The sequence below is a fragment of the Bradyrhizobium sp. B124 genome (genome assembly GCF_038967635.1).
Lineage (GTDB): Bacteria > Pseudomonadota > Alphaproteobacteria > Rhizobiales > Xanthobacteraceae > Bradyrhizobium.
The window spans coordinates 883,584-909,872 of sequence record NZ_CP152413.1; the positions used below are offsets into that span (position 1 = coordinate 883,584).

General features: G+C 64.1%; 27 protein-coding genes. 14 read left to right on the plus strand and 13 right to left on the minus strand.

The features are described 5' to 3' along the window. Positions 1–3: 3 nt before the first annotated feature. Positions 4–372, minus strand: coding sequence for a low molecular weight protein tyrosine phosphatase family protein (locus AAFG13_RS04085; protein ID WP_212319658.1), 369 nt, complete (start codon positions 370–372; stop codon positions 4–6). A 340-nt stretch (positions 373–712) separates the two neighbouring features. Here AAFG13_RS04085 and AAFG13_RS04090 point away from each other — a divergent pair, with 340 nt between their 5' ends. Then, positions 713–1,111 carry a DUF2306 domain-containing protein gene (locus tag AAFG13_RS04090; protein WP_342711199.1) on the plus strand — a complete coding sequence of 133 codons (399 nt, stop codon included), beginning with the start codon at positions 713–715 and terminating at the stop codon, positions 1,109–1,111. Between the two features lie 212 nt (positions 1,112–1,323). Then, complete coding sequence (gyrA, locus tag AAFG13_RS04095) at positions 1,324–4,050, plus strand: DNA gyrase subunit A (protein ID WP_342711200.1); 2,727 nt, start codon at positions 1,324–1,326, stop codon at positions 4,048–4,050. Between the two features lie 424 nt (positions 4,051–4,474). Here gyrA and AAFG13_RS04100 read toward each other — a convergent pair whose 3' ends face one another. Next, positions 4,475–4,654, minus strand: coding sequence for a hypothetical protein (locus tag AAFG13_RS04100; RefSeq protein ID WP_173643488.1), 180 nt, complete (start codon positions 4,652–4,654; stop codon positions 4,475–4,477). Between the two features lie 261 nt (positions 4,655–4,915). Here AAFG13_RS04100 and AAFG13_RS04105 point away from each other — a divergent pair, with 261 nt between their 5' ends. The 3 genes from AAFG13_RS04105 (at position 4,916) to AAFG13_RS04115 (ending at position 9,623) form a co-directional block, all read left to right on the plus strand. Continuing rightward, positions 4,916–5,725 carry a transglutaminase family protein gene (locus AAFG13_RS04105; protein ID WP_212319665.1) on the plus strand — a complete coding sequence of 270 codons (810 nt, stop codon included), beginning with the start codon at positions 4,916–4,918 and terminating at the stop codon, positions 5,723–5,725. Further along, the gene (locus AAFG13_RS04110) at positions 5,722–5,913 is read left to right on the plus strand and encodes a hypothetical protein (protein ID WP_212319667.1); all 192 of its coding nucleotides are present in this window, start codon (positions 5,722–5,724) and stop codon (positions 5,911–5,913) included. Before AAFG13_RS04105 ends, AAFG13_RS04110 begins: the two co-directional genes overlap by 4 nt. Before the next feature lie 635 nt (positions 5,914–6,548). Further along, positions 6,549–9,623: a hypothetical protein gene (locus tag AAFG13_RS04115; RefSeq protein WP_212319669.1), complete on the plus strand. Its 3,075-nt coding sequence runs from the start codon at positions 6,549–6,551 to the stop codon at positions 9,621–9,623. Between the two features lie 97 nt (positions 9,624–9,720). Here the strand turns inward: AAFG13_RS04115 and AAFG13_RS04120 are convergent, their stop codons facing one another. Both AAFG13_RS04120 and AAFG13_RS04125 read right to left on the minus strand, forming a co-directional pair. Then, complete coding sequence (locus AAFG13_RS04120) at positions 9,721–11,586, minus strand: KUP/HAK/KT family potassium transporter (protein WP_312011732.1); 1,866 nt, start codon at positions 11,584–11,586, stop codon at positions 9,721–9,723. A gap of 346 nt (positions 11,587–11,932) precedes the next feature. Then, positions 11,933–12,190 (minus strand): hypothetical protein, encoded by a 258-nt coding sequence (locus AAFG13_RS04125; protein ID WP_342711201.1) that lies wholly within the window; start codon positions 12,188–12,190, stop codon positions 11,933–11,935. Positions 12,191–12,456: 266 nt separating this feature from the next. On the opposite strand from AAFG13_RS04125, the gene coaD reads away from it, so the two are divergent. The 5 genes from coaD (at position 12,457) to queA (ending at position 15,605) form a co-directional block, all read left to right on the plus strand. Then, positions 12,457–12,954, plus strand: coding sequence for a pantetheine-phosphate adenylyltransferase (gene coaD, locus AAFG13_RS04130; RefSeq protein ID WP_092114077.1), 498 nt, complete (start codon positions 12,457–12,459; stop codon positions 12,952–12,954). A 47-nt stretch (positions 12,955–13,001) separates the two neighbouring features. Continuing rightward, complete coding sequence (locus tag AAFG13_RS04135) at positions 13,002–13,565, plus strand: peptidylprolyl isomerase (RefSeq protein WP_173643492.1); 564 nt, start codon at positions 13,002–13,004, stop codon at positions 13,563–13,565. Between the two features lie 6 nt (positions 13,566–13,571). Then, positions 13,572–14,012 (plus strand): hypothetical protein, encoded by a 441-nt coding sequence (locus tag AAFG13_RS04140; protein WP_212319675.1) that lies wholly within the window; start codon positions 13,572–13,574, stop codon positions 14,010–14,012. Next, a complete protein-coding gene (locus AAFG13_RS04145) occupies positions 13,988–14,452 on the plus strand; it encodes a peptidylprolyl isomerase (RefSeq protein ID WP_016846097.1) in 465 nt (154 codons plus the stop codon). Before AAFG13_RS04140 ends, AAFG13_RS04145 begins: the two co-directional genes overlap by 25 nt. A gap of 76 nt (positions 14,453–14,528) precedes the next feature. Further along, positions 14,529–15,605: a tRNA preQ1(34) S-adenosylmethionine ribosyltransferase-isomerase QueA gene (queA, locus tag AAFG13_RS04150; RefSeq protein ID WP_342711202.1), complete on the plus strand. Its 1,077-nt coding sequence runs from the start codon at positions 14,529–14,531 to the stop codon at positions 15,603–15,605. Between the two features lie 150 nt (positions 15,606–15,755). On the opposite strand, the gene AAFG13_RS04155 is transcribed toward queA, so the two are convergent. From AAFG13_RS04155 to AAFG13_RS04170, 4 genes are all read right to left on the minus strand, one after another. Continuing rightward, a complete protein-coding gene (locus tag AAFG13_RS04155) occupies positions 15,756–16,793 on the minus strand; it encodes an aspartate-semialdehyde dehydrogenase (RefSeq protein WP_212319679.1) in 1,038 nt (345 codons plus the stop codon). 249 nt (positions 16,794–17,042) lie between these two features. After that, the gene (locus AAFG13_RS04160; RefSeq protein WP_249132681.1) at positions 17,043–17,645 is read right to left on the minus strand and encodes a PepSY domain-containing protein; all 603 of its coding nucleotides are present in this window, start codon (positions 17,643–17,645) and stop codon (positions 17,043–17,045) included. A gap of 305 nt (positions 17,646–17,950) precedes the next feature. Further along, entirely contained in the window at positions 17,951–18,688 is a 738-nt protein-coding gene (locus AAFG13_RS04165) for a TetR/AcrR family transcriptional regulator (RefSeq protein ID WP_342711203.1), read from the minus strand. Positions 18,689–18,785: 97 nt separating this feature from the next. Then, entirely contained in the window at positions 18,786–19,919 is a 1,134-nt protein-coding gene (locus AAFG13_RS04170; RefSeq protein ID WP_212319685.1) for a patatin-like phospholipase family protein, read from the minus strand. Between the two features lie 255 nt (positions 19,920–20,174). On the opposite strand from AAFG13_RS04170, the gene tgt reads away from it, so the two are divergent. Then, entirely contained in the window at positions 20,175–21,308 is a 1,134-nt protein-coding gene (gene tgt, locus AAFG13_RS04175; protein WP_342711204.1) for a tRNA guanosine(34) transglycosylase Tgt, read from the plus strand. Between the two features lie 10 nt (positions 21,309–21,318). Here the strand turns inward: tgt and AAFG13_RS04180 are convergent, their stop codons facing one another. Then, positions 21,319–21,534, minus strand: coding sequence for a hypothetical protein (locus AAFG13_RS04180; RefSeq protein ID WP_050400485.1), 216 nt, complete (start codon positions 21,532–21,534; stop codon positions 21,319–21,321). 228 nt (positions 21,535–21,762) lie between these two features. Here AAFG13_RS04180 and cysK point away from each other — a divergent pair, with 228 nt between their 5' ends. Both cysK and AAFG13_RS04190 read left to right on the plus strand, forming a co-directional pair. Next, on the plus strand, positions 21,763–22,737 hold the full coding sequence (gene cysK, locus AAFG13_RS04185; RefSeq protein WP_092114098.1) for a cysteine synthase A: 975 nt from the start codon (positions 21,763–21,765) through the stop codon (positions 22,735–22,737). Between the two features lie 3 nt (positions 22,738–22,740). After that, positions 22,741–22,986: a BrnA antitoxin family protein gene (locus tag AAFG13_RS04190; RefSeq protein WP_092114100.1), complete on the plus strand. Its 246-nt coding sequence runs from the start codon at positions 22,741–22,743 to the stop codon at positions 22,984–22,986. 78 nt (positions 22,987–23,064) lie between these two features. Here AAFG13_RS04190 and AAFG13_RS04195 read toward each other — a convergent pair whose 3' ends face one another. After that, positions 23,065–23,940: a DMT family transporter gene (locus tag AAFG13_RS04195; RefSeq protein ID WP_342711205.1), complete on the minus strand. Its 876-nt coding sequence runs from the start codon at positions 23,938–23,940 to the stop codon at positions 23,065–23,067. 142 nt (positions 23,941–24,082) lie between these two features. On the opposite strand from AAFG13_RS04195, the gene AAFG13_RS04200 reads away from it, so the two are divergent. Further along, entirely contained in the window at positions 24,083–24,481 is a 399-nt protein-coding gene (locus AAFG13_RS04200; protein WP_342711206.1) for a RidA family protein, read from the plus strand. Between the two features lie 85 nt (positions 24,482–24,566). On the opposite strand, the gene AAFG13_RS04205 is transcribed toward AAFG13_RS04200, so the two are convergent. From AAFG13_RS04205 to AAFG13_RS04215, 3 genes are all read right to left on the minus strand, one after another. Next, complete coding sequence (locus AAFG13_RS04205; RefSeq protein WP_212319693.1) at positions 24,567–25,121, minus strand: hypothetical protein; 555 nt, start codon at positions 25,119–25,121, stop codon at positions 24,567–24,569. Beyond that, positions 25,066–25,425: a hypothetical protein gene (locus tag AAFG13_RS04210; RefSeq protein WP_249132680.1), complete on the minus strand. Its 360-nt coding sequence runs from the start codon at positions 25,423–25,425 to the stop codon at positions 25,066–25,068. Before AAFG13_RS04210 ends, AAFG13_RS04205 begins: the two co-directional genes overlap by 56 nt. Before the next feature lie 193 nt (positions 25,426–25,618). After that, complete coding sequence (locus AAFG13_RS04215; RefSeq protein ID WP_342711207.1) at positions 25,619–26,218, minus strand: formyltransferase family protein; 600 nt, start codon at positions 26,216–26,218, stop codon at positions 25,619–25,621. Between the last annotated feature and the right edge of the window lie 71 nt (positions 26,219–26,289).

Below are 26,289 nucleotides of genomic sequence, written 5' to 3' on the forward strand. Positions count from 1 at the left end.
GGCCTACGGGGCGGGCTCGTCCGGCTCGTCTCGTGTGGTCGGTGCGGCCTGAGCAATGAAGCGACCGACACGATTTTCAAGCATCCGGACCAAGACCGGATCCATGAACTCATAGTCGTCGGGAATGTCGAGACAGATGACGCGCTTGTTGTTCAGGTGAGACCGAAACCGGCTCCTGAGCTTGTTGCGATGGGTCTTCTCCATCACAAAAATGATGTCGGCCCAATCGATCTGTTCGGAGGACAGCAGGACGCTTGCACCGGACGAGATGCCAGCCGAGTCCGTCTCGACGCCAGGCCACGTCGAAAAGACCTGCTCTGCAGTAGGACTGCGCAGACGGTTGGCGCTGCAGACGAATAGGACGTTGGTCATGTGCTGTCGAAGCCAACTTGAGTGCGGGCATCTTTGCGTGAGGTTGGTCGGAATAGGTACGGAAGCAGCGCTTTCTGGGCAACTGGTTGGCCGAAGCTTTGACTATTCCGTCGGTCGGCGTTTCCGTGAAGGTCATTTCCCGGAGTGGCGCTGCGGCTTGCCGCGATAATTTTCTCATGTGAATTATGAGGATAACTATCTAACCTACCGCCGTAGCGTGCTTATCTGATGGCAACTAGCGCGAGTTCCCCAGACTTTGACACAGGCTAATGTGAATGATATTTACATTGGCCTGCGGCAAGCGACGTCTGGTCGTGAGCTTCACTCGAGGGCTGCCATCATGAGCCTCGCGCCATTGCTCGACGCTGCGCCTGCGATCCCGCTCCATGCCTTTGCCGCGATGGCTGCCTTCGTGCTCGGCTCCATCCAGCTCGCCGCACCGAAAGGCACGCTGCCGCACCGGACGCTGGGCTGGATCTGGGTGATCCTGATGCTGGTGGTCGCCGGGAGCTCGTTCTGGATCCATCAGATCAAGCTGGTGGGCCCGTGGAGCCCGATCCACCTGCTGTCGATCTTCTCGCTGGTCATGCTGGTGCTCGGCGTGACGGCCGCGCGGAGCCACAATGTCCGCCGCCACAAGTTCACGATGATCGGCATTTTCTTCGGCGCGCTGGTCATTGCCGGGCTGTTCACCTTCATGCCCGGGCGGATCATGCACGCGGTGATTTTCGGCCAATAATCGGACGATCAGGGCGTTGCGAAGGCCGGTTCCACCAGGTCTTCGCGACCTCGCAACCGCCGGGCAAAGCGGGCGCGTCGCAAATCTGCAATGCGGCCGGTAAGTGCATGAAAAAACGAAGGGAAAAACGGCTTGCCGGAGCCGCGCAAGGGTGGTTATCAGGCCCTCGATGGTCTATATGATTCCCCAGCAGAACTGACCGGATTTCCCCTTTGTCCGAACCCGAAGACGACAAGCCCGGCGAGCCGCCGGTGCCCTCAGATATTCGTCCCGTTTCCATTCTCGACGAGATGAAGAAGTCCTACCTCGATTACGCGATGAGCGTGATCGTGTCCCGTGCGTTGCCCGATGCGCGCGACGGGCTCAAGCCGGTGCACCGGCGCATCCTCTATTCGATGCATGAGCAGGGACACACGCCGGACAAGAAATACGTCAAGTCCGCGCGCGTCGTCGGCGACGTGATCGGTAAATATCATCCGCATGGCGACCAGTCGATTTACGACGCGATGGTCCGCATGGCGCAGGACTTCTCGCTGCGGGTGCCGCTGATCGACGGCCAGGGCAATTTCGGCTCGGTCGACGGCGATCCGCCGGCGGCCTATCGATATACCGAGGCACGGCTGACCAAGGCGGCGCTTGCCGTTCTGGCCGACATCGACATGGACACCGTCGATTTCCAGCCGAACTACGACAACTCCGAGAAAGAGCCGGTGGTTCTGCCGGCCCGCTTCCCGAACCTCCTGGTCAATGGCGCCGGCGGCATCGCCGTCGGCATGGCAACCAACATCCCGCCGCACAACCTCGGCGAGGTCGTCGACGCCTGCGTGGCGCTGATCGACAATCCGGCGCTCACGATCGACGAGTTGATCGATATCATTCCCGGACCGGACTTCCCGACCGGCGGCATCATCCTGGGCCGCCAGGGCATCCGCTCGGCCTACCATCTCGGCCGCGGCTCGATCGTGATGCGCGGCAAGGTGGCGATCGACACCATCAGGAAGGATCGCGAAGCGATCATCATCACCGAGATTCCCTATCAGGTGAACAAGGCGACGATGGTCGAGCGCATCGCCGATCTCGTGAAAGAGAAGAAGATCGAGGGCATCGGGGACCTGCGCGACGAGTCCGATCGTGACGGCTATCGCGTCGTCATCGAGCTGAAGCGCGAAGCGGTGCCCGACGTGGTGCTGAACCAGCTCTACCGGTTCACGCCGCTGCAGACCAATTTCCCGGCCAACATCCTGGCGCTGGATTCCGGCCGTCCGCAGACGATGAATCTGAAGGACCTGCTCACCATCTTCGTCGCATTCCGCGAGCAGGTGGTGACCCGGCGGACCAAGTTCCTGCTCGGCAAGGCCCGCGATCGCGCCCACATTTTGGTCGGCCTTGCGATCGCGGTCGCCAACATCGATGAGATGATCCGTGTCATCCGAACCTCGCCCGATCCGAACACCGCGCGCGAGGCCCTGATGTCGCGCGACTGGCCGGCGCGCGACGTCGAGGCGATGATCACGCTGATCGACGATCCCCGGCATCGCATCAACGATGACGGCACGCTCCGGCTGTCGATGGAGCAGGCCAGGGCCATCCTCGATCTCCGGCTGCAGCGCCTGACCGCGCTGGGGCGGGACGAAATATCCGAGGAGCTCGACAAGCTCGCGGCCGAGATCGCCGATTATCTCGACATCCTGCGCTCGCGTGCCCGCGTGCAGGGCATCGTCAAGACCGAGCTCGCCGAGGTGAAGCAGCAGTTCGCAACCCCGCGCAAGACCGTGATCATCGAGCAGGAAGGCGAGGTCGAGGACGAGGACCTGATCCAGCGCGAGGACATGGTCGTCACCGTGTCGCATGCGGGCTACGTCAAGCGCGTGCCGCTGTCGACCTACCGGGCGCAGCGCCGCGGCGGCAAGGGCCGCGCCGGCATGCAGACCCGCGACGAGGATTTCGTCTCGCGGCTGTTCGTGGCCTCCACCCACACGCCGGTGCTGTTCTTCTCGTCGCGCGGCCAGGTCTACAAGGAGAAGGTCTGGCGGCTGCCGATGGCAGCTCCAAACGCGCGCGGCAAGGCGCTGATCAACATCCTGCCGCTGGAGCAGGGCGAGCGCATCACCACGATCATGCCGCTGCCGGAGGATGAATCCTCCTGGGGCAATCTCGACGTGATGTTCGCGACCACCAGCGGCACCGTTCGCCGCAACAAGCTGTCTGACTTCGTCGACGTCCGCCGCTCCGGCATCATCGCCATGAAGCTCGGAGAAGGTGAGGCGATCGTCGACGTGCAGATCTGCACCGAGCGCGACGACGTGCTGCTGACCGCCGCCGGCGGGCAGTGCATCCGCTTCCCGGTCACCGATGTGCGCGTCTTCACCGGCCGTACCTCGATGGGCGTGCGCGGTATCGCGCTGGCCGAGGCCGACAAGCTGATCTCGCTGGCGATCCTGCGCCATGTCGAGACCACCTCGGACGAGCGCTCAGCCTACCTGAAGATGCGTCGCGCGGTGGCTGGCGAGGCGACGGCCGAGGAGCCCGCGGATGCCGAGGGCGAGGAGACGACGAACGCGATCCAGCTGTCGCAGGAGCGCTACGCCGAGCTGTCGGCGGCCGAGCAGGTGGTGCTCACCGTCTCCGTGAATGGCTTCGGCAAGCGGACCTCGTCCTACGAGTACCGCACCACCGGCCGTGGCGGCAAAGGCATCGTCGCGATGAGCGTCAACAACCGCAACGGCAATCTGGTGGCGTCGTTCCCGGTCGAGGACGCCGACCAGATCATGCTGGTCACCGACAAGGGGCAGCTGATCCGCTGCCCGGTGGCCGACATCCGCGTCGCCGGCCGCTCGACCCAGGGCGTGATCGTGTTCGATACCGCCGAGGACGAGCATGTCGTCTCGGTCGAGCACATTCCGGAGGAAGAGAACGGCGCGAACGGGAACGGCGAGTAGGGCCGTTCCCGAGCGTGGTTCGTTGCGTGCGGCTCGAGGTTGGGGCCGCGCCAGGTTGACTGGGGCCCCGCCAAGTTGATTGATGCCTGATTGCTCGGGCGCGCAGGGCTGCGCCCGTGGGTCGTTTCGGCGGGCTTCGAGAACTTGCGTCTATGTTAGAAGGGCGACCCGTTCAGGGCGCCTGGGGGGCAGATAGCATTGTGAACAGAACGCTATCGCCGTCCCGTTGCGCTGTTTCACGTGACGACGCGTAGCCGTGCACGAGCTCCAAACCGCCTTCGAAAACATGCCATTTCCAGCGAGTGGGCTCTTTCTGCGCACTCACGATAACCTCCAGGAGACGAACGCGGGTTTGTTTGGCCATCTTGCCGACATGCGTCTTGGTTGGCCCGCTTGCGAGCGCGCCCAATCTGGTCGGCAGGAGTTACTTCTTCTTCCTCGGCGGCGGAGGATTGATCTCGGCGATCTTGCGCAGGCAATCGGCTTCGGTGTCGTGCGGGCCGGTCACGAATGTTCCGCTGACTTTTGTGGAATACCAACCTGAGGTCACGCCGAGGCGCACGGACTCTTCAATCTTGACGTGACGAGGCGAGAGATTTTGCATGAAGGTCTTTCGGTGAGTGCGTTTGAATCTGTCTCGAACGCACGGGGGAGGCTTTCAACCATCCGACTGGAACATTCGTCGGGTTCGCCTCGCGCTGGCAAGCCGCGCCAGCCGGCAAGCGTCGTCGTTCCTGCGCGCGATTGCAGCAAATAGCCAGCACTTTCTCGCGCGATACGGGTATTTGTCCGATCAGGCACATCGTACCTTGTATTCGACCGCATCGTCGCCATGTCGGTAGGACAAACAGGGAATGTGTTTCGAATGAAGCTTCGCGTCGGATTCGAAATGCACTACGAGTTCCCCCAGCCGACGCCCATGATCATGGTGCTGGGCACGCATTTCACGCGCGCGTCCGATATCATCGTCCCCGACCACCTGACCACCACCCCCGCGGTACCGATCACGCCGTATCGCGACGGATTCGGCAATTGGTGCAGCCGTATCGTTGCGCCGGCCGGTCCGATGCGCCTGGCGGCCGATGGCGTCGTGCGCGACAGCGGTGAGCCTGATCCGGTGTTTGCTTCGGCCGGCCAGCACGCGGTCGAGGACTTGCCGGCGGACACGCTGGTCTATCTGCTGGGCAGCCGCTACTGCGAGACCGACCGGCTTTCAGAAATCGCATGGAAGCTGTTCGAGGGCACGCCGCCGGGCTGGCCGCGGGTCCAGGCCATTTGCGACTTCGTCCATTGCCACATCGCTTTCGGCTACCAGCACGCCCGTGCCACCATGACGGCGTGGGAGGTCTTCAACGAAGGTAAGGGCGTGTGCCGCGACTACGCGCATCTCGCCATTACCTTCTGCCGCTGCATGAACATTCCGGCGCGCTATTGCACCGGCTATCTCAGCGATATCGGCACCCCGTTGCCTTGGGCGGCTGGTGATTTCGCCGGCTGGTTCGAGGCCTATATCGGCGGCCGCTGGCATATGTTCGATCCGCGCAACAACGTGCCGAGGATCGGCCGGGTTCTGATCGCACAGGGACGGGATGCCTCCGACGTTCCGATCACCCAGACGTTTGGGCCAAACAAGCTGATTTCGTTCAAGGTCTGGACTGACGAGGCCGCGTCATGACGGATGATACCCAAGCCCTCAGTTCGGACGAGTTCGCCTCCCTGGTCGAGGTCGGCAAGGGCGACGCCCAACGGGAGATTCCCCAATTGCACGGGGAGCGGCTTGTCGGTCTCGGCTACGCGGTCCGACGGCTCGGTGAACTCGGCCTGACTGCATCCGGCGTTCGTCGTCTCGCGATCGGCAAATAGACCTAAAGGCCCTTGGATGTCCTTGTCCGATTTGGGTCAATGAGCCACGTCCTGGCCGGTGGAATTCTCGAGTTCTCTACTGGGACCGGCCAGCGCATCCGCTTTGCAGGGCGTTGCCGTAGGGGATCACGCATCCCGGATTGCGCTTCGGTCCATCCGGGCTACAAGACTTGGGTCCGCGTGCACTACGCTCGCTGTTGCCATGTTTGGTCCCAATGACTGTAGATGAATTGCGTTCGCACCTCCGACAGTTGATCGACACCTACGTGTGAGATCAGATCGCGAAGGCCCACCTGCTGTCGCTGGTTGCCATGCATGATGTCCCGGCCAAAGGAATCTTGGCTGAGTTCGAGGCCGCGCGGTCGGGTGCGATGAGCGGGGCCGATTCAAGACTGGTCGAAGAGATTGCGTTCTACTTTTGCTGAGTTTCCTCGCTGCCCCCAATGCTGTCGCTTGCGCCTGGTCGATCGAGACCGACAGCCGTGGCTTCAGTTGGAGAGGCGCGTCGCCTGACATTCCCTGACAGCACCCGTAGCCCGGATGGAGCGAGATGAAATCCGGGCTCTCGCAATTCGCCGCAACATTTGATAATTCACTGTCATTGCCTCTACGGTTTAGACGGCAGGTACAGTTGCATGGCACTCATCATACTATCTAACGCGGTACAGACTTATTCAATCCTGGGAAGCCCGACACTGATCGCCGCCGATGGCGGCCCTGCCTGGCAGACGACGATCTCGGCCTCGCCCACGCTGGTGCAGAGTTACACGGTCTCGACAAACGCCATCGCCGGCGTGCTTCTCATCCCCGACCCGGAATATGTCGACTACCTCAATGAAACCGGCGCCAACGGGGTCTTTACGCTCCTCCAATACAAGCCATTCGGCTCTATCCAGGGCAGCGCCATCACGGTCGCACTCGAAGTCGGCGCATTCGCCTATTACAATAACTTGATCGCCGCGAACGTCCAATTCGTATCGACGTTGAACGCCTACATCGCGAACGGCTACAGCGTTCAGAACACCTTCGATGCGATCGAGCCGTTGGTCAATGCATTGCTGCAACCAAACGGACAGTCCCCGCTCGCGATCGGCTCTCAACTTGCCAACGATGCAACCGAGCTGGCGAATGCAGGCTTCTCGGCGCTTGGCTCCGAGGTTCAGGTGTTGTCGCAGATCGCCACCGAATGGGACACGCCGGTCTATTTCCTCAACGGCCAGCCGGTTTCTGCGGGCGCGATCGACTTTGGCATCGTGCAACTCGCCATCAACGGCGCAAGCACGACTTGGGCGGTGAACGGAGCATCCGGGGGCGTCACGGTCAGCGGCTTTACCGCGGTCAGCCGCTGGTCCGGCGATCCCTCGTCGACGAGCGGACACGGGTACTACAACATCCTTGACGCAGACACGTACGGATCACTGAACGTTTCCTCCTTCGGTTTCGCGCACGCGGGCAGCATGCCGCTGGCGAACCTGGTGTCCGGGGGAGCAGCATCCGGGAGCGGCACAATCACGCTCTACAATATCTGGGAGACCGGCAGCGGCGGGGCGAAGGTCACCGTCAACGGGGTGGTCCAGCCGAACGGCGTGACGGTCGGCCTGACCGCTGCACAATTGGCGCAGGCTACCTATTTTGCGGGCTCCGGCAGCGACACGTTTTGGGTCCAGTACGTCTACGGGAGCGTCACGGGCTCCTGGCAGCCAATTCAGATCACGGCCCCCGTCGATACGCCTGGTGTCGTGGGGGTCGCCAAGACCGCTACGCACAACCAGATCTTCAGCGCCGCGTCGTTGTTCAGTTACAGCGACACGCTGGGCAGCGCCGCCACGCAATATGACTTCTGGAACACAGGATCTGGCGGCGGCTATTTCCAGCTCGACGCGCTTGCTCCCTATGCCGGCGGCCAGGACATCATCATCAATGCGAGCCAGCTCGCCAGCCTGACGTACACGGCCGGCTCCGGCTCCGACACGCTGTGGGTCCGTGCGTTCGACGGGTACGTGTGGAGCTCCTGGTCGAATGCCTTCACCGTGGTCGGCCCGATCGATACCGGACCGGTGGAGGCCGTCGCATCCATCCAGGCGACCCATGGCCAGAGCTTCGCCGCCAGCACGCTGTTCAGCTACAGCGATCCGTTCGGGGTCGGCGCCACGCAGTATGACTTCTGGGACAGTGGCACCGGCGGCGGGCATTTCGTTCTGAACGGGGTGACGCTCAACCCCAACGCGGACAACATCATCACGGCCGCGCAACTCTCGCAGCTTGTCTATCAGTCGGGTTCCGGCGCGGATACGCTGTGGGTACGTGCCAATGACGGGACCTTGTGGGGTAGCTGGTCGGCAGCGTTTACCGTGACTGCCCCGCTTGACAGCGGTCCCGTCGAAACTGTCGCCAACCATGCGGCTGTTCATGCCCAGAACTATGCCGTATCGTCGCTGTTCACCTACAGCGATCCCTTCGGAAGTGCTGCAGTCGCGTACGATGTCTGGGACAGCGGCGTCACCGGCGGCCATTTTTCGCTCAATGGCGTCGCGCTTCAGGCTGGCCGGGACAACTACATCACGGCCGCCCAACTCTCATCGCTCTCCTATCAATCCGGATCGGGCATCGACACGCTCTGGATACGGGCAAATGACGGGACCGTCTGGGGAGCCTGGTCGAACGCCTTTACCATTTCGGCCCCGATCGATCCCGGCCCCGTCGAGATCGTGCAAAATCTGAACGCGACCCATGGGCAAAGCTACGCCGCATCGTCGCTGTTTACCTACAGCGATCCGTTCGGGAGCGCGGCCACGCAGTATGACGTGTGGGACACCGGTGGTGGCGGCGGGCATTTCGTCTTCAACGGGCAGGCACTGCAGCCCAACGGCGACAATATTTTTTCCGCAGCACAGCTTCCGTATCTGACCTACCAATCGGGATCGGGAACCGACACGCTTTGGGTGCGCGCCAATGACGGGACGGTTTGGGGCGCATGGTCCAGTGCATTCACGGTCAACGCGCCGATCGACACCGGCCCGGTCGTCACGCCGGTCAACCCGACGGTGACATCCATCCAGGGCCAGATCTATCCCGGCTCGGTGCTCTTTACCTATTCCGACCCATTCGGGAGTGCGGCAACGCGGTATGACGTATGGGACACCGGAGTTGGCGGCGGCGCGTTCTTCCTCAATGGGGTGGCACTGGCACCGAACCAGGACAACTATGTATCGGCGTCTCAACTCGCGCAGCTGACCTACAAGGTCGGTTCAAGCAGCGACACGCTCTGGATTCGCGCGTTCGATGGCACGGTCTGGGGAAACTGGTCGAGCCCGTTCACGGTTCAGGACCCCTCGACGATCGCGCCAGGACAAACGCTCGATCTGCCTTCGGCGAGCGCTGCCGATCTTTACTTTGCGTCAGATGGCGGCACGTTGAAACTGGACAACTCCCAGACCTTCACCGGAACGGTTGCGGGAATGACGGGGCGCGACGCCATCGATTTCGCCGACATCGCGTTTTCGAAGGCGGTAGTCCCGGGCTATTCGGGCGACAGCACGGGCGGGACGCTCAGTTTGACCGATGGGACGCATGCTGCGAACATCGCGTTGCTGGGCAACTACATTGCGTCAACCTTCGTCGCCTCCAGCGACGGCCATGGAGGTACACTCGTGGTGAACCAGCCCGTCAGCCCGGCGACGGTGCTTGCGGCCCCGCCGCATGTTGCATGATCGTTGGCCAGCAACGGCCTAAATCAAACGAGGCTTGCTTTGCCGTCCGTAGCCCGGAATGTAACGCAGAGACATCCGGGCTACGCGAGCCGCTCGATCAAATCTCGATCTCGGTGCCGAACTCCACCACCTGACCGGTCGGCACGCCAAAGAACGCCGCGGAGCGCTCGGCGTTGCGCTGCAGGAAGGCGAACAGCGATTCCCGCCACACCCACATGCCTGGAACGTCCTCGCGCGGGATGATGGTTTCACGGCCGATATAGTAGGTCACGTCGGAGAGATCGACGCCGGGCAGCTTGCCCTGCCGGCAGGCGAGCTGCAGCCCTTCGTAGATCGTCGGGTATTGCATGAAGCCGTAGTGCAGGATGATGCGGGTGATGCCCGGGCTGATCTCGTTGACGTCGGCGCGTTCCTCGTCGGGAATCCGCGGCCGCTCCTCGATCTGCACGGTGACCAACAGCACGCGCTGATGCAGCACGTGATTGTGCTTGACGAACTGGGTCAGTGCGAGCGGCACCCCGTTGGGGGCCGAGGCCAGGAACACGGCGGTGCCGGGCAGGCGGGCGCTGCACTTGTTGACCGCGGTCTCGATCAGATCCTCCTCGGGCTGGCGCAGCTTGCCGCGCGCCCTTTCGACCAGCTTGACGCCGCCGCGCCAGGTCATCATCAGGAACGCCACCGCGGCCGCAAGCAGCAGCGGGAACCAGCCGCCCTCGAGCAGTTTCTCGGTGTTCGCCGCGAAGAAGATCGCATCGATGATGAAGAAGAAGCCGTTCACCGCGATCACGATGATCGGTGAATAGCCCCACTGGATCGCGACCAGCGCAGCGAGCAGCGTGGTGATCGCCATCAACAGCGATACGGCGATGCCGTAGGCGCCGGCGAGTGCGTCCGAGGTGCCGAAGGCGAGCACGGCGCCGAGCGTTGCGGCCGCGAGCAGCCAGTTCACCAGCGGCACGTAGATCTGTCCGATCGCATCGCTCGTGGTGTGGCGGATATGCATGCGCGGCAGGAAGCCGAGCTGGATCGATTGCTGGGTCAGCGAGAACACACCGGAGATGATGGCCTGCGAGGCGATCACGGTGGCAACGGTCGCGAGCAGGACGAGCGGGTAATGCGCCCAGTCGGGGGCGAGCTGGAAGAACGGGTTGTCGATCGAGCCCGGGTCGTTGATCAGTTCACCTGCCTGGCCAAAATAGTTCAGCACCAGCGCGGGCAGGCAGATCGCGAACCAGGCGAGCCGGATCGGAAAGCGGCCGAAATGCCCCATGTCGGCATACATCGCCTCACCGCCGGTGACGGCGAGGAACGCGGCGCCGAGGATCGCAAAGCTGACGTGGAAATCCTGATGGATCAGGAAATCGAACGCATAGAACGGGCTCAGTGCGACCAGCACGCCGGGCGCCTTGACGATGCCGTGAATGCCGAGCGCTGCGAGCACCGCGAACCAGAACAGCATCACCGGGCCGAAGATCTTGCCGATGAAGCCCGTACCCTGCTTCTGCATGAAGAACAGGCCGATCAGGATCACGACGGTGAGCGGCACTACCGCAGGGGCCAGCGAGGGCGCGTCGACCTTCAGGCCTTCGATCGCCGACAGCACGGAAATGGCCGGCGTGATCGCGCCGTCGCCATAGAGCAGGGCAGCGCCGACCAGGCCGACGACCAGCAAATGGGCGCGCCAGGTGCCGGGCGCCGCGTTGCGTGCCGAGAGCAGCGCCAGCAGCGCGACGATGCCGCCTTCACCGCGGTTGTCGGCGCGCAGGATCAGCATGGCGTATTTGACTGAAATGATGAGGATCAGCGCCCACAGGATCAGCGAGACCGTGCCCAGCACGGCAGTTTGGCTGAGTGGCCCGCCATGGGCGGCGGCCTTGGCGGCTTCCTTCAGGGCGTAGAGGGGGCTGGTGCCGATGTCGCCATAGACGACACCCAGGGCACCGAGCGTGACGGCAAACGGAATCGGGCTGGTTGGAGGATGGCCAGAAGAAACGATGGCGGGCGTACTGGTCACGGCAATCCCCCGATGGCTTGCGCCCGCCGGGTCATCCGGTCGGGCGCCTTAGACGATAGTCTGCGACGGGACGTCGCAAATTACCATTGGGTTTTGTGTGACGGACTGAGCTTACACCGAACTGACGGGCCGGTTTCGGGCCCGATCGCGCCGGAGCGGCAAGGCTATCGCTTCGAGTTGCTGCGATGGGCAGCTACTTTGCATGGGGTTGTTTTCGATATTTTGGCAACGCCCCATGCAGGTCGTCGGGATTCGTCGTCTGCACCTGGACCAGTGCCCACCGTCCTCAAATCACCTACGGAGTGCGGTCGGCAGTGACGAGGCGGGCTTCGCGAACGACCGTCTTGTTGCCGGCGCTGCGCAGGCAGGAGGCTTCGAAATTCGGCCAGGCCTGCTGCGAGCACTCCTTGCCGATCGGGTGGACGTCGAGACGATCGCTCTTGGCCAGCGGCTGCGGGGTGGAGGCTGCGACCTGCGGCGCAAAGCCCGGCAGAACGGTGAGCGCGGCGGCAATGAACGCGGCAACGGCGATGGCGGAAAGTGCCTTGATCATGACGGTCCCCATATGATCGGACCCCCGGGCCCGTCGTTTCGTTGTCCAATGTCTACCGGCCGCAGGTTTCCTGGTGTCTTCGCCAGGGTGGAAAATGGTTTCATCGCCGGCCGGTTTTGTTTCGTCCGCCAGCGGCCGACGAAACATTCACCCACGTAGACGCTGGCATCCCAGGACTCGTTCACTGGACGAGCAGGTATTTATTTCGCGCGACGGACGGAACCCGGGCGGCTTGCCGGGGAGAGCCGGGCGGGTTAGGAGGGACCATGTCCCGTATCGCGCTCTATCCCGGCTCCTTCGATCCCGTCACCAACGGCCATCTCGACGTGGTCCGGCAGGCCGTCGGCCTGTGCGACCGCCTGGTCGTCGCCGTCGCCATTCATGCCGGCAAAAAGCCGCTGTTCTCGACCGAGGAACGGCTGGACATGCTGCGCGAGGTGTGCGGCCCGATCGCCCAGCAAGCGGGCTGCGCCTTCGATTGCACCACCTATGACAATCTGACGGTGACGGCGGCGCGCAAGCTCGGCGCCACCATCATGATTCGCGGCCTGCGCGACGGCACCGATCTCGACTACGAGATGCAGCTCGCCGGCATGAACGAGGCGATGGCGCCCGAGGTGCATACCGTGTTCGTTCCGGCGTCGGTCGCGGTCCGCCCGATCACCGCCACACTGGTGCGCCAAATCGCCCAGATGGGCGGCGACTTCTCTGCATTCGTGCCGTCATCAGTCGCCGCTAGCCTGAAGGCCAAGTTCGCCGGCTGATGCCGGCGGCCTGCCACACCCAGAACGTCCAGAGGTCCGGAGTTTCCATGATCCGCATTCTTGCATTCGTTGCCGCGCTGCTCTGCGTCGTGCCTGCGGTCGCGCAGCCGCTGCCTGCCAATCTCGACAAGGCCAATGCGATCGTGATCGACACCACCAAGGGCCGCATCGTCATCAAGCTGCGCACCGACATCGCGCCCCAGCATGCCGAGCGCATCAAGCAGCTGGCGCGCGAGGGCTTCTACAACAACGTGCCGTTCCATCGCGTGATGGATGGCTTCATGGCGCAGACCGGCGACGGCCAGAACTTCAACGGCACCGGCGGCTCGAAATATCCGAACCTGAAGCAGGAATTCTCGCAGGTCCCGTTCAAGCGCGGCATCGTCGGCATGGCCCGGCGCGGCGACAGTGTTGACAGCGCCAATTCGCAGTTCTTCATCATGTTCGCCGACGGATCGAGCCTCAATGGCCAGTACACCGTGGTCGGCGAGGTGGTGTCGGGCATGGACGTGGTCGACAAGCTGAAGAAGGCTCCCGCGGGCTCTCCCGGCGGCGCCGTCACCGATCCCGACAAGATGGTGAAGGTGCAGGTCGCATCCGACATCAAGTGATCGGCGATGGCGGCGCGCAGCAAACCATTTGCCTGGTTCGCCGCGCCGCTGGTGCTGTGGCTTGCGCTGACCGGATCGGCGGCGGCGGAGCCGGAGCAACTCAATACGATCCGGGACGTTGTTCTGGCGATCCATCGCTGCTGGCGGCCGCCGGCGGCGGACAAGGCCGCTCCGATCGATATTACCGTCATTGTCAGCTTCAACCGTGAGGGCGCGATCCTCGGGCATCCCAGGATCAGCTATGAATCGCAGGAGGCGACCGACAACGACCGGATCGCGTACCGGGTCGCCGTGATGGAGGCGTTGCAACGCTGCACGCCGATGCCATTTACCGAGAGCCTGGGCGGCGCGGTGGCGGGTCGTCCATTCGCGATCCCGTTCCGGAACAAGAAATATCCACCCCGAAGCCAGGAGAAGCGAGCATGGCTGCTACCGAAAATACTCTGATCCTCGAAACCACCCAGGGCCCGGTCACGATCGAAATGCGCCCGGATCTCGCGCCCGGTCACGTCGCGCGGATCAAGGAGCTGGTGCGCGAAGGCTTCTACGACGGCATCGTGTTCCATCGCGTGATCGACGGCTTCATGGCGCAGACCGGCTGCCCGCAGGGCACCGGCATGGGCGGCTCCGGCAAGAAGCTGAAGGCGGAGTTCAACAAGGAGCCGCATGTCCGCGGCACCGCCTCGATGGCCCGCGCCGCCAATCCGGATTCCGGCGACAGCCAGTTCTTCATCTGCTTCGACGACGCCTCCTTCCTCAACGGCCAGTACACGGTCTGGGGCAAGGTCACCGAGGGCATGGAGAACGTCGACAAGATCAAGCGCGGCGAGCCGGTGAAGGATCCCGACAAGATCGTCAAGGCGCGCATGGCCGCCGACGCGGCTTGAGCTGAACACTTCGTCACTCCGGGGCGTAGCGAAAGCGACGTACCCGGAATGACAACGTTGAAGTTGCAATCGCGCCATGCGCACCGATCTCTTCGATTTCGAACTGCCGCCCGAGAGCATCGCGCTTCGCCCCGCGAGCCCGCGCGATTCCGCGCGGATGCTGGTGGTGCATCCGGACGGCGTGCTGCGCGACGCCACCATCGCGGACCTGCCGCATTGGCTGGAGGCGGGCGATCAGATCGTCGTCAACGACACCAAGGTGATTGCGGCCCAGCTCAAGGGCCGCCGGATCGGGCGCGAAACCGAGCCGAAGATCGAGGCGACCCTGATCAAGCGGCTCGACGGCTCGCGCTGGCAGGCGCTGGTGAAGCCGGCGAAGAAGCTTGCGCCCGGCGACACCATCCGCTTCGGCAATGAGGGCAAGGTCTGCCTGCTCGGCAATCTCGATGCAGAGGTCGAGGCCAAGGGGCAGGAGGGCGAGGTGACGCTGTCATTCTCGTTCCATGGTCCGGTGCTCGACCAGGCCATCGCCGATGTCGGCGCCACGCCGCTGCCGCCCTACATCGCCTCCAAGCGCACGCCCGACGACCAGGACGTCAGCGACTACCAGACCATGTTCGCCGCCCATGAAGGTGCGGTCGCCGCGCCGACGGCGGGGCTGCATTTCACGCCGGCGCTCGAGGCCACGCTGAAGAGCCGCGGCGTCGAACTGCATCGCCTGACGCTGCATGTCGGGGCAGGGACGTTTCTGCCGGTCAAAGTGGACGAAACCTCCGAGCATAGGATGCATGCCGAATGGGGCTGCATCACCGCCGAGACCGCTTCTGCCTTGAACGCCGCGCGCGCAAAGGGCGGCCGGATCGTCGCGATCGGCACCACATCGCTGCGGCTGCTGGAGAGTGCCGCCAATGCCGACGGCACCATTCAGCCGTTTGCCGCGGAGACCTCGATCTTCATCACGCCGGGCTATCGCTTCCGCGCGGTCGATATCCTGCTGACGAATTTCCATCTGCCGCGTTCGACGCTGTTCATGCTGGTCTCGGCCTTCTCCGGCCTCGAGACGATGCAGGCCGCCTACGCGCATGCGATCAGCGACGGCTACCGGTTCTATTCGTACGGCGATGCCTGCCTGCTGTTTCGGGCGGGCGATTAACTCCGCAAGCACAGCTGTCTCACCGTCACCCTGAGGTGGCCGCTCTTCAGCGGCCCTCGAAGGGCGACGGCCCGACTGGGGCCGATGCATCCTTCGAGGCTCGCTCCGCTCGCGCCTCAGGATGACGGGTCAGGACTTCGCGTCATTCCCTCACGCCATCGCGCGCTCGGGCAGCAGCTCGGCGATCTGCACCGCGTTCAGTGCGGCACCCTTGAGCAACTGATCGGCCGCGACGAACATCGAGATCGAGTGCCCGGAGGGATCGCTGAGATCCTTGCGGATGCGGCCGACCAGCACGTCGTCCTGGCCGGACGCATCGATCGGCATCGGGAAGTAGTTCTTGGCGCGGTCGTCGACGATCTTGACGCCCGGCGCCTGCGCCATGATTGCGCGCACCTGATCCTCCGTGATCGGCTTCTCGCATTCGAAGGTGATCGCCTCGCAATGCGCGCGCAGCACCGGCACCCGCACGCAGGTGACGCCGACGGCGATCTTGTCGTCCTCGAAGATCTTGTGGGTCTCCTTGATGACCTTGGTCTCTTCGTCGTTGTAGCCGGTCTCCGGATCGATGGCCGTGTTGTGATTGAACAGGTTGAAGGCGTAGGGGTGCGGCATCACCTTCGGGGTGTAGACCTGTCCGTTGAGATTGGCGCGGGTGGATTCGACGAGCTCCTCCATCGCGGCTGCTCCCGCGCCGCTCGCGGCCTGGTAGGTCGAGATGATCACGCGCTTGATGCGGTTCTTCCGGTGGATCGGCCACAGCGGCACCAGCGCGGTGATGGCGGCGCAGTTCGGGTTCGCGATGATGCCCTTGTGGTCGCGGATGCGGTTGGCGTTGATCTCGGGGATCACCAGCGGCACGTTCGGATCCATCCGGAAGGCCGACGAATTGTCGACCACGACGGCGCCGGACTTCACCGCGACAGGCGCGAACTTCTTGGAGATGCCGCTGCCGGCCGAGAACAGCGCGATGTCGACGCCCTCGAAGGCGCGCTCGGTCAGCTCCTCGATCATGACCGGCTTGCCGCGGAAGCTGACGGTCTTGCCAGCCGAGCGGGCGCTCGCCAGCGCCTTCAGCTTGCCGACGCGGAAGCCGCGCTTGTCCATGGTGGCGATGAATTCGGCGCCGACTGCGCCGGTGACGCCGACAATCGCGACGACGGGATCGTTACTCACTTTGTCCTCCATTCGAATCTGAGCATGACGCGGGCAACAAAAAAGCCCCGGACCTTCATCAGGCGGGGCTTCGGGTAGAGATGATGCTGTACGACCGACTACGCGCGCACGCCTCCCGAGGCCCCAGAGGGCTTGGTGGTTTTGGTGGTGCGTTTGGTCGCGGTGATCATAGCTCGGACTTATGCGGCAGAGATCGGCGTCCGTCAACGGCTTTTGGGCGAAAACCTGGCAAGGGAGAGCCTGGCAGCACCCGCGCCGCTCTCAGCGCCGGCGCGCGCCGGGCGGCTCGAGGATCACCTCTTTCAGATCGCCTCCAGTCAGCACCACGATGACGAAATTGAGCTTGCCGCGCTCGCGCATCAAGCCGCCGCTGATCGCCTTGCCCGAGGTCGTGTGCTCGGCGACGCGCACGGCATCGGCGAGCCGATGCCGGAGCGCCCTGAGCACCACAAGGTTGTCGCGGTCCTCGGCGCCGAGGGAGGCCAGCGGCGAAGGCGGCTCGCCGCCGACCACCTGGCCGGTCGAGGCATCGATCGCATGCTGCCAGATGCGGTTCTGCTGCATGGTCTTGACCCGATAGACCGCGGGATCCGACGCGCCGTCGAAGCTGATGTCGGCGGTGATCGAGCCTGAGTGCAGCGCCTCCGCAATCGCCATCGCCTTGCGCAGCGAGATCTGGGCGGACTGGAAGCTGTCGAGCTCGCGGCGAACCGCATGCACGTCGAGCGCGCTATCACTGTCCTGCGGGGTGAGCGCGGCGGCAGCCGAGCTCGTGATCGCATGGGCCGGCGACGCGAAGGGCAGGGCCAGCAGCGCGGTTGCAAGTAGCCGCGCTCCCAATGCCCAATGCCTCAGTGCGTGCAATCGTCCTGTCCTCATCGTCGAACCTGTATTGAACATGTGCACGCGCATGACCCGCGTTCGCAGAGCGAGGGGCGGGCCGAGAAAGGTGCGGCCGACCTCTGTTAGTCAGAGGTCGGCCGCCGAACGTTCAGGCGGAGCGATGGCGGCAGCTCCGTCGTGACGATCGAAGTTACAAGGTGACGCAGAACCCTTGGGGGGCGATCCGGGCTGAGCGTCTCTTTGCAACTAAACAATACGGTTTCGTTCTGTTTATTCAAGACTCATCACGGCAACGTGTAGGACGACGAAACGATCCAATAAAACGGTCAGCGCGTCGGCCGGCGACGTGCTTTGGCGGCGTCACGCAGCCGGTCCCGCGGTCCCACGGCACCGGCGAGGAACAACCGGATCGAGACTTCCATCCGCGTCACGGCGGCTTTCATGTCGATCAGAATCCCGAACGTCGCCATCCGGTGGGTGTGGCCGACCACCATGTTGAGGAAGGTCTCGGCCGCGATCGTCGTATCCTCGAGATCGAGGGCGCCGTTGTCGACCAGATGGTCGAAGAAATCCGCCGTCGTCGACACCGCTTTCGACCAGCCTTCGTCGACGGCAAGCTTGGCGATCTCGGGGAAATTGATCGCCTGCGCGGTCAGGATCCGGCTGAAGGCGATCGAGTCGGCGCTGCAGTTCAGCACCAGCAGCTGGCGCCCGAGCTCGATCAGCCGTTCCTCGACCGAGCCATCGCAGCTACCGCCGGCCTGCGCTTCGGCCGCCGCGGCGGCGAGCGGGGCAAGCCACCGGGCAATTTCGCGCCTGAGCACCGCGGTGAACAGGCCGCGCTTGTCGCCGTACTGTCCGTAGACGGTGGGCTTGCTGACGCGGGCGGCCTCCGCCACGGCGTCGATCGACGTCGCATCGAAGCCGCGCTCGAGGAACAGGCGCGTGGCGACCTCGATCAGCCGCTGGTCGCGCTCGATCGCAGCATCCCGGGTCGGCCGGCCGCCACGTGACTTGATCACGCCGCGCTTGGCCACCTTGGCCTTGGTTGCCGTCAATCCCATTGCCCATTCATCTCGTTGTGCGTTCGGACGGGTCTGTCCGGTCTATAACCCGCGCGATGCGGATTCGTCCATTCGGTGGTACCGGGGGCTGGCCCGGTTAGGGCGGCGTCGCGGTCCAGGCCTGCCCCGCGGCGGCCTTCTCGTAGCCGTGCTGGTAGAGCGCGCGCATATAGGCGGTGTCGAAGCCCTGGGTTTCCGGCGCCGGATAGTCGCGCTCGATGTAGGACAGATGGAAGCCCAGCCGGTTGCGCAGGGCGAAATCATAGGTCGAGAGAATGACCGAGCGCGTCTGCGCCTGGGTGATCGCGGAAATGCTGCGTGAGGCGACGTCGATCGTCGAGTTCGACACCAGCTCGAAGTTGCCCTCGAGCTTCTTGTTGACGAGGATGTAGATGTTCATGCGGCCATCGGCCGGCCAGGCACGCTCGCGGAACAGCAGTGCGTCCGGCAGCGTCAGGACCGGCGCAGTCACGCCGCCGTCGACATGCATCTCCTGGAAGCGGCGGCCCTGGCCCTCGGCGTCGATCATGATCGGCGGAAACACCAGCGGGATGCTGGCGGAGGCCGCCATCACGTCGCGAAACAGCTGCAGCGCCTCCGGCGTTCCGACGGCGGCGATCCGTCCCATGTCCCAGATCACCGTGCGCTGGGTGTCGAGATCGGTGGTGGCGATCAGGAGCTTTCGGCCCTTGGCGTTTTCGCGCGCCACCTCGCTCAGGACGTCCTGGCCGACGTAACGCGCCACCAGCTCGCGCAGCCGCTTGTTGCCGAACAGGCCGGAGCCGAACAGCACCCGCATCAGGCTCGGGTCCTGCAGCAGACTTTCGGCGATCCCGGACGTGTAGACCTCTCTCAACGTATCGTCGTAGCGCGGGCCGAGGAATGCAAAGGGCGCGATCAGCCCGCCGGTGCTGACACCGGAGACGACCGAAAAGTTCGGACGGTTGCCGGCCGCGGTCCAACCGTTGAGGACGCCGACGCCATAGGCGCCGTCTGCGCCGCCGCCGGAGAGGGCGAGGTAGGTCTTGATCGGGGCGCGGTCGCTCTTCTCGAGCCGGAATTTGGACGCCGGCTCGTCGGCGTAGCGGCGCAGCCCGTCGAGATCGAGCACCCGCGAATTGGCGGCGTCGGCCGCCGTGTAAGGCATCCGCGGCAGCGAGCTGCAGGCCGCCACCGCGAAGGCAAGCCCGCACAGCAGCACCGCTCGCCGGATCACATGACCAGCTGTCATCCGATGGCGGATGCCGTCAGGCCGGGCGCTGCAGGGTGGGAACATCTCGGCCAGTCAGGTTTCACGCGGATTGCAGTCGCGGCGGGAACGATCCGCCGCCTTATTCTCGACATAAAACGATACGGTTTCGTTTTGTTTAACGGAAAGACGGTTCCGGGGCAAGCGTCCGCCCGGGCGGTTGGCGTTCACGAAGTCGCGCGGAGGCCGTTACCCGACGGGTTGATCGGGCACCGGCGACACGCAATAAGCAGCCGCATGAATCTTCCCAATCATTTCGAACTGCTGGCCACTGACGGCGCCGCCCGTACCGGGCGCCTGACCACGCCGCATGGCGTCGTCCGGACGCCAGCATTCATGCCGGTCGGCACCGCCGGGGCGATGAAGGGCATGCATTGGCGCGAGGTGCGCGATGCCGGCGCCGATATCGTGCTCGGCAACACCTATCACCTGATGCTGCGGCCGGGCGCCGAGCGGATCGCAGGGCTTGGCGGCCTGCAGCGCTTCACCGGCTGGGGCGGGCCGATGCTGACGGATTCCGGCGGCTTCCAGGTGATGTCGCTCTCGGAACTGCGCAAGGTGACCGAGAAGGCCGTGACCTTCCGCTCGCATATCGACGGCGCCAAGGTCGAGCTGTCGCCTGAGCGCTCGATCGAGGTGCAGCGGCTGCTCGGCTCCGACATCGCGATGCAGATGGACGAGTGCGTGCGGCTGCCGGCCGAGCGCGCCGACATCGAGCGCGCGATGCAGCTGTCGCTGCGCTGGGCCGAACGCTCCAAGCGTGCCTTCGAGAGCGCGCCGGACGGCTACATGCTGTTCGGCATCGTCCAGGGCGGCGACATCCCCGATCTCCGCCACGCCAGCGCCCGCGGGCTGACCGACATTGGCTTTCACGGCTACGCGATCGGCGGGCTGGCGGTCGGCGAGCCGCAGGCGGTGATGCTGTCGATGATCGAGGAGACCGCGCCAGCGCTGCCGTCCGATCGGCCGCGCTATCTGATGGGCGTCGGCACGCCGGAGGACATTCTGGAGGCGGTGGCGCGTGGCGTCGACATGTTCGACTGTGTGATGCCGACCCGGAACGGGCGGCACGGCATGGCGTTCACCCGGTTCGGGCAGATCAACCTGCGCAACGCCCGGCACATCGACGATCCGCGTCCGCTCGATGAAGAGAGCACGTGGCCCGCGGCGCGCAGCTACTCGCGCGCCTATCTGCACCATCTGGTGCGTGCCGGCGAAACACTTGGGGCAATGCTGCTGTCCGAAATCAACGTCGCCTATTACCAAGAGCTGATGCAGGGCATCCGCGACGCGGTGGCAAACGGCACCTTCGAGGATTTTAAAATGAAAACGCGCGCCGGTTGGGCGCGCGGTGACATCGCTCCGAGGTGAGCTTAAGTGATCAGTTGCACACGATCGGTTTCACCGTGTGCTTGGTCACGAACCCGTAACCGCAATTGTCGCAGGTCCAGAGATAGCTGATCAAATTGTCGAACAGGTACGCGGACGCTTCTGCCGCTACCATGGAGTCAGCACACACAGGACAGGTCGGCAAATCGCTGCCGCGCGGATCGGGTCTGGACGCTGCGGTCGACCGGACTTCAGCAAGTGCTGGCATGTGCGCCTCCCTTTGCGTTCTGAGCTGCACCTGACGAAAGTATATAGACGCACTTGTTTGACCTTGTCGCAACACAAATGCGTAGGTTTTACGTTATTTGCGTAGGTTCTTATTTTGCGATGCAACGAATTGGCGCCTCGGCGGTTTCTCACTTGCGCGTCATGATGCGCTGCTTCTAATGAGAGAAGACCGCATATTTCCAGCATATCCCGCAACAGGAGCCGCTTGATGGACGCGCCGTCGACAACGAGTGCAGTGCAACCCGGACGCGGCCGCGTCTTTGACTCCATCGTCGATGCGATCGGCTCGACGCCGATCGTGCGGCTGCGCAGACTGCCGCAGGCAAGCGGCGTCAACGCGACGATCCTCGCCAAGCTGGAATACTTCAATCCGGCGGCCAGCGTGAAGGATCGCATCGGCGCGGCGATGATCGTGGCGATGGAGAAGGCCGGCATCATCAACGCCGACACCGTGCTGATCGAGCCGACCTCGGGCAATACCGGAATCGCGCTCGCCTATGTCGCGGCATCGCGCGGCTATCGGCTGAAGCTCGTGATGCCGGAGTCGATGTCGATCGAGCGGCGGCGGATGCTCGCCTTCCTCGGCGCAGAGATCGTGCTGACCCCGGCGGCGCAGGGCATGAAGGGCTCGATCGCGACCGCGGAAGAACTCGTACGCACGACCCCCAACGCCGTCATGCCGCAGCAGTTCAAGAACCTCGCCAACCCCGAAATCCATCGCCGCACCACCGCGGAGGAGATCTGGAACGACACCGGCGGCAACATCGACTATTTCGTCGCCGGCGTCGGCACCGGCGGCACCATCACCGGCGTCGGGCAGGTGCTGAAGCCGCGCAAGCCGTCATTGCGCGTCGTCGCGGTGGAGCCGGAGGAGAGCCCGGTGCTGTCGGGCGGCCAGCATACGCCGCACAAGATCCAGGGCATCGGCGCGGGCTTCATCCCTGACATCCTCGACCGCTCGGTGATCGACGAGATCGTCAAGATCAACAGCGCCACCGCAATCGAGACCGCGCGCGCGCTGGCGCGCAACGAAGGCATCCCCGGCGGTATCTCGTCGGGGGCAGCGATCGCGGCCGCCTTGCAGATCGGCAAGCGGCCGGAGGCTGCGGGCAAGACCATCCTGGCGATTGTGCCGTCATTCTCGGAGCGCTATCTCTCGACGGTGCTGTTTGAAGGAATCTAGGACATGGCCGACCAGCCGAGACGACCGCGAACCCTGAACGATGCCCGTAGCGAAGCAGAGGCGGCGTTCAAACGGGCCACCACCAAGGTCGCGGATGCGCTGCCGAAGACTGCGGCCGTCCCGGTCCCGGGCGTCCGGGAGCAGGTCACGCTGCGGATCGATCAGGACGTGCTGGCATATTTCCAGGAGGGCGGCCCTGGCTGGCAGGACCGCATCAACGCGGCGCTGCGCAAGGCCGCCGGGAAGTAGCGCGCTTTCGAAGCAGGGAAGCCCGGGATGATCCCCGGGCTTCGTGTTCGAGCCGCAGCGGTGTAGCGCTCGCGGCCGTCATCTTGCGCGCGCCGACACCTTTGCAGCGGGCTTCAGGTTCAGAAGGTTGCCGGCCAGGATCATGGCGGCGCCAAGCACCGTATAGGCGTCGAGCTGCTCGGCATAAATCAGCCACCCGACGATCGCGGTCAGCGGGACCCGGACGAAATCCATCGGGATCACGACGGTTGCATCAGCGTGGAGCAGGGCGCGCGCCATGCAGTAATGCGAGAAGGTGCCGCAGAATGCGATCACGGCAAGCCAGCCCCAGGTGGAGAGCGGCGGCCAGGTCCAGACATAGAGCGCAGGCCCGATGCTGGCGAGCGACTGCACCACCAGCATCCAGAAGATGATCGTCAGCGCCTGCTCGGTCCGAGTCAGCGATTTGACCACGACGATCGAGACTCCGAAGCCCATGGCCGCGGCAAGCGCGATCAGCTGGCCTGGATTGATCGCCCCGGTCGCCGGCCGCACGATCACGATGACGCCGATGAGGCCAAGCACGATCGCAACGACCTTCCAGGATGTCATCCGTTCGCCGAGGAAGCCCGCCGCGAGGATCGCGGTCCAGATCGGCATCGTGAACTCGATCGCGACCACCTGGCCGATCGGAATCAGTGTGAGCGCATAGAACCAGCCAAGCTGCGCGCAGAAATGGATCAGGTTGCGCGCGATGTGCAGGTGAACGCGCGCGGTCTTCACGATCGCAAGCCCGCCATGGATGTGGACCAGCGGATACAGCATCACGAAGCCGAGCACGCCGCGCACGGCCATCAGCTGGAAGACGTTGACCTCGCGCGTCGCCTCGCGGCCGGCCACCGCCACGATCAGCATCAGCGCGAGCCAACCGGACATCCACAGTGCTGCGCGGGTCTTTGAGGGCGTGCGATCCATGATCGGATTGAGATGAGGAGGGATTCCCGGTATCGGCGAGCCGATATGAATTTGCAACGCGCAATTCTGCGATGCGGTGGTGCGCCAACCGCGTGATCTCTGCTAAGCAGGGCGGGAATAATCACATTGGGAGGATCTGCTCATGCGTGTCTTGCAACCGGCCGAGTGGTCGAAACCCCGCGGCTTCTCGCACGGTGTCACGTTCGATGCGCCCGGCAAATGGATCGTGCTGGCGGGGCAGACCGGCGGCGACGAGAAGGGCGAGTACGCGTCCGAGATGGCTGCCCAGGTCGGCACGGCGCTGAAGCGCATCATCAAGCTGTTGAACGAAGCCGGCGCCGGTCCCGAGCACATCGTCCGCCTGACCTGGTACCTGACCAGCCGCAGCGAATACGAGGCCGCGGGCGCCGGTATCGGCGCGGCGTGGAAGGAGACGCTCGGACGCAATTTCCCGCCGTCCACGCTGCTCTATATCGACGGGCTGGTCGATCAGCGCGCCAAGGTCGAGATCGAGGTCACCGCGTTCGTGCCTGCCGCATAGAGGCACATGCGCGCCATTGCCTGCGCAGCCAACAAAAAAGCCCTCGGGATTACCCGAGGGCTTTTGTCGTTGGAGTCCTGATAGCTTACTTCGACAGCGTGATGTTGGCGCCGCGGAACTGGCTGTCGGCCCTGATCGTGACGGACTGCTTGTTGCCGGCGGTGCGCATCGAGATGTCGGCATTGAAGCCGGGCGCGCTGGCAGCGACCTGGAAGTTGCCGCCGCCGCCGCGACCTCGCAGATCGCCGTTGACATTGCGACTGGACTCGCTCCAGGAGCCCGTGACCGCATTACCCTCGGCCTGCACATCGGCCGCCAGGTTGAACTTGTAGGCGTCGCTGGCGCAGGTGAGGCCCATAGTCATCCGGGGCCCGCCGACGTGGTAGGTCGCACGGCAGCGGATACGTTCGCTGGAACCGTCATCCAGGGTGACCGTGCCGGCGCCCGACCAAGTGCCAGCCATGCCGGCGAACGGGCTGGACTGGGCGTGGCCCGCGCTGCTTGCCAATGCGGTCACGAAAAACGCGACGGCTGCAAATGCTGGCCGCCGCGCGATGGCGAAGAAACTCGATACGCTGGTGATCTTACTGACGGGATGCTTCCCATCGGCCGCTGCACGGTACGCCAGCTGATGCCCCATTCCACTTCCCCGATCCGGAGTTGCCACTGAGTTGTCCGTTCGCATATGCACCATTGATCGAGACTCGCACAAGGCCCCCGCTGCCCACGGTTCCGGAGATCCCCGCACCCTGCGCTGAGATCTTTCCGTCGACGACATTCACTGTTGAACTGGACGACGGCTCGCAGCTGCCGGTCTTGGTGACGACAGTGACGCTCCAGAGGCCGTCGTAGGGCTGCTGGGCGGACACGGGAACAGCGGTGAGGGCAACTGCCGAAGCGACCGAGGTGACCAAAATCAGGTCGCGAATGCGGATCGAACGCATGAATCAAATCCCTGTAATTTCGTGTGATGACGCGGCTTATCCTGTCACAATGTGTTCAAAATTTGCTGCGTCGCAGAAGCCCCAAATGTTCCTGTGGACTCAAACACATCATAGTGAATCTGGTTCCGGGTCAGGAACGAAGAATTTGTTCCGTCGCTTGATTGCATCGGGTATTAAGATACCAAGATGCGGATTAGTGTTTGCTGGGGCTGAGGTTAGGCGCCTTGGTCGCAAACTGCTCATCCTGGGGCTTGGCCGGCAGCGTCTTGAAGGCCTTCGCGTAATCGATGACCTCCCCGAGCAGGCGCAGGCCGAGCGGTGCGAGCGCACGCTCCCACAATTCGCGTGCGGTCTCGCCCTTCTTGACGAACACCCAGTCCTGGGCGGCGATGGCGCCGGCGTCCATGCGGTCGGCGAGGTGATAGATGCTGCCGCCGGCGATCGGATCGCCTTCCTTGATGGTCCACTCCACCGCCGCGATGCCGCGGTGGCGGGGCAGCAGCGACGGGTGGTAGCCGACGCCACCAAACTTGGCCACGGCGAGGGCCTCCTTGCTGACCCGGGCGTGGCTGTGGGCCGTGACGATCAGGTCGGTGCCCGGCGCGATCTCGGCGGCCGTCACCAGCTTGGGATCGGCCTGGACCACGACCTCGATGCCGGCCGCCCGGGCCGCAGCCGCCAGCCGGTCCTCGCCGTCATGGACGACCACCCTTGCGATCTCGACGGCGTGCTCGCGCAGCATGTTCAAGGTCGTCACGCCGAAGTGGCGGGAACCGACGAGGGTAAGGCGCATGGGATCAATTCCGTGGGGGTTACGCGGGATTTGGTTGGGCTGCCGCTATGCCGATAGCACACCGCGGCCGC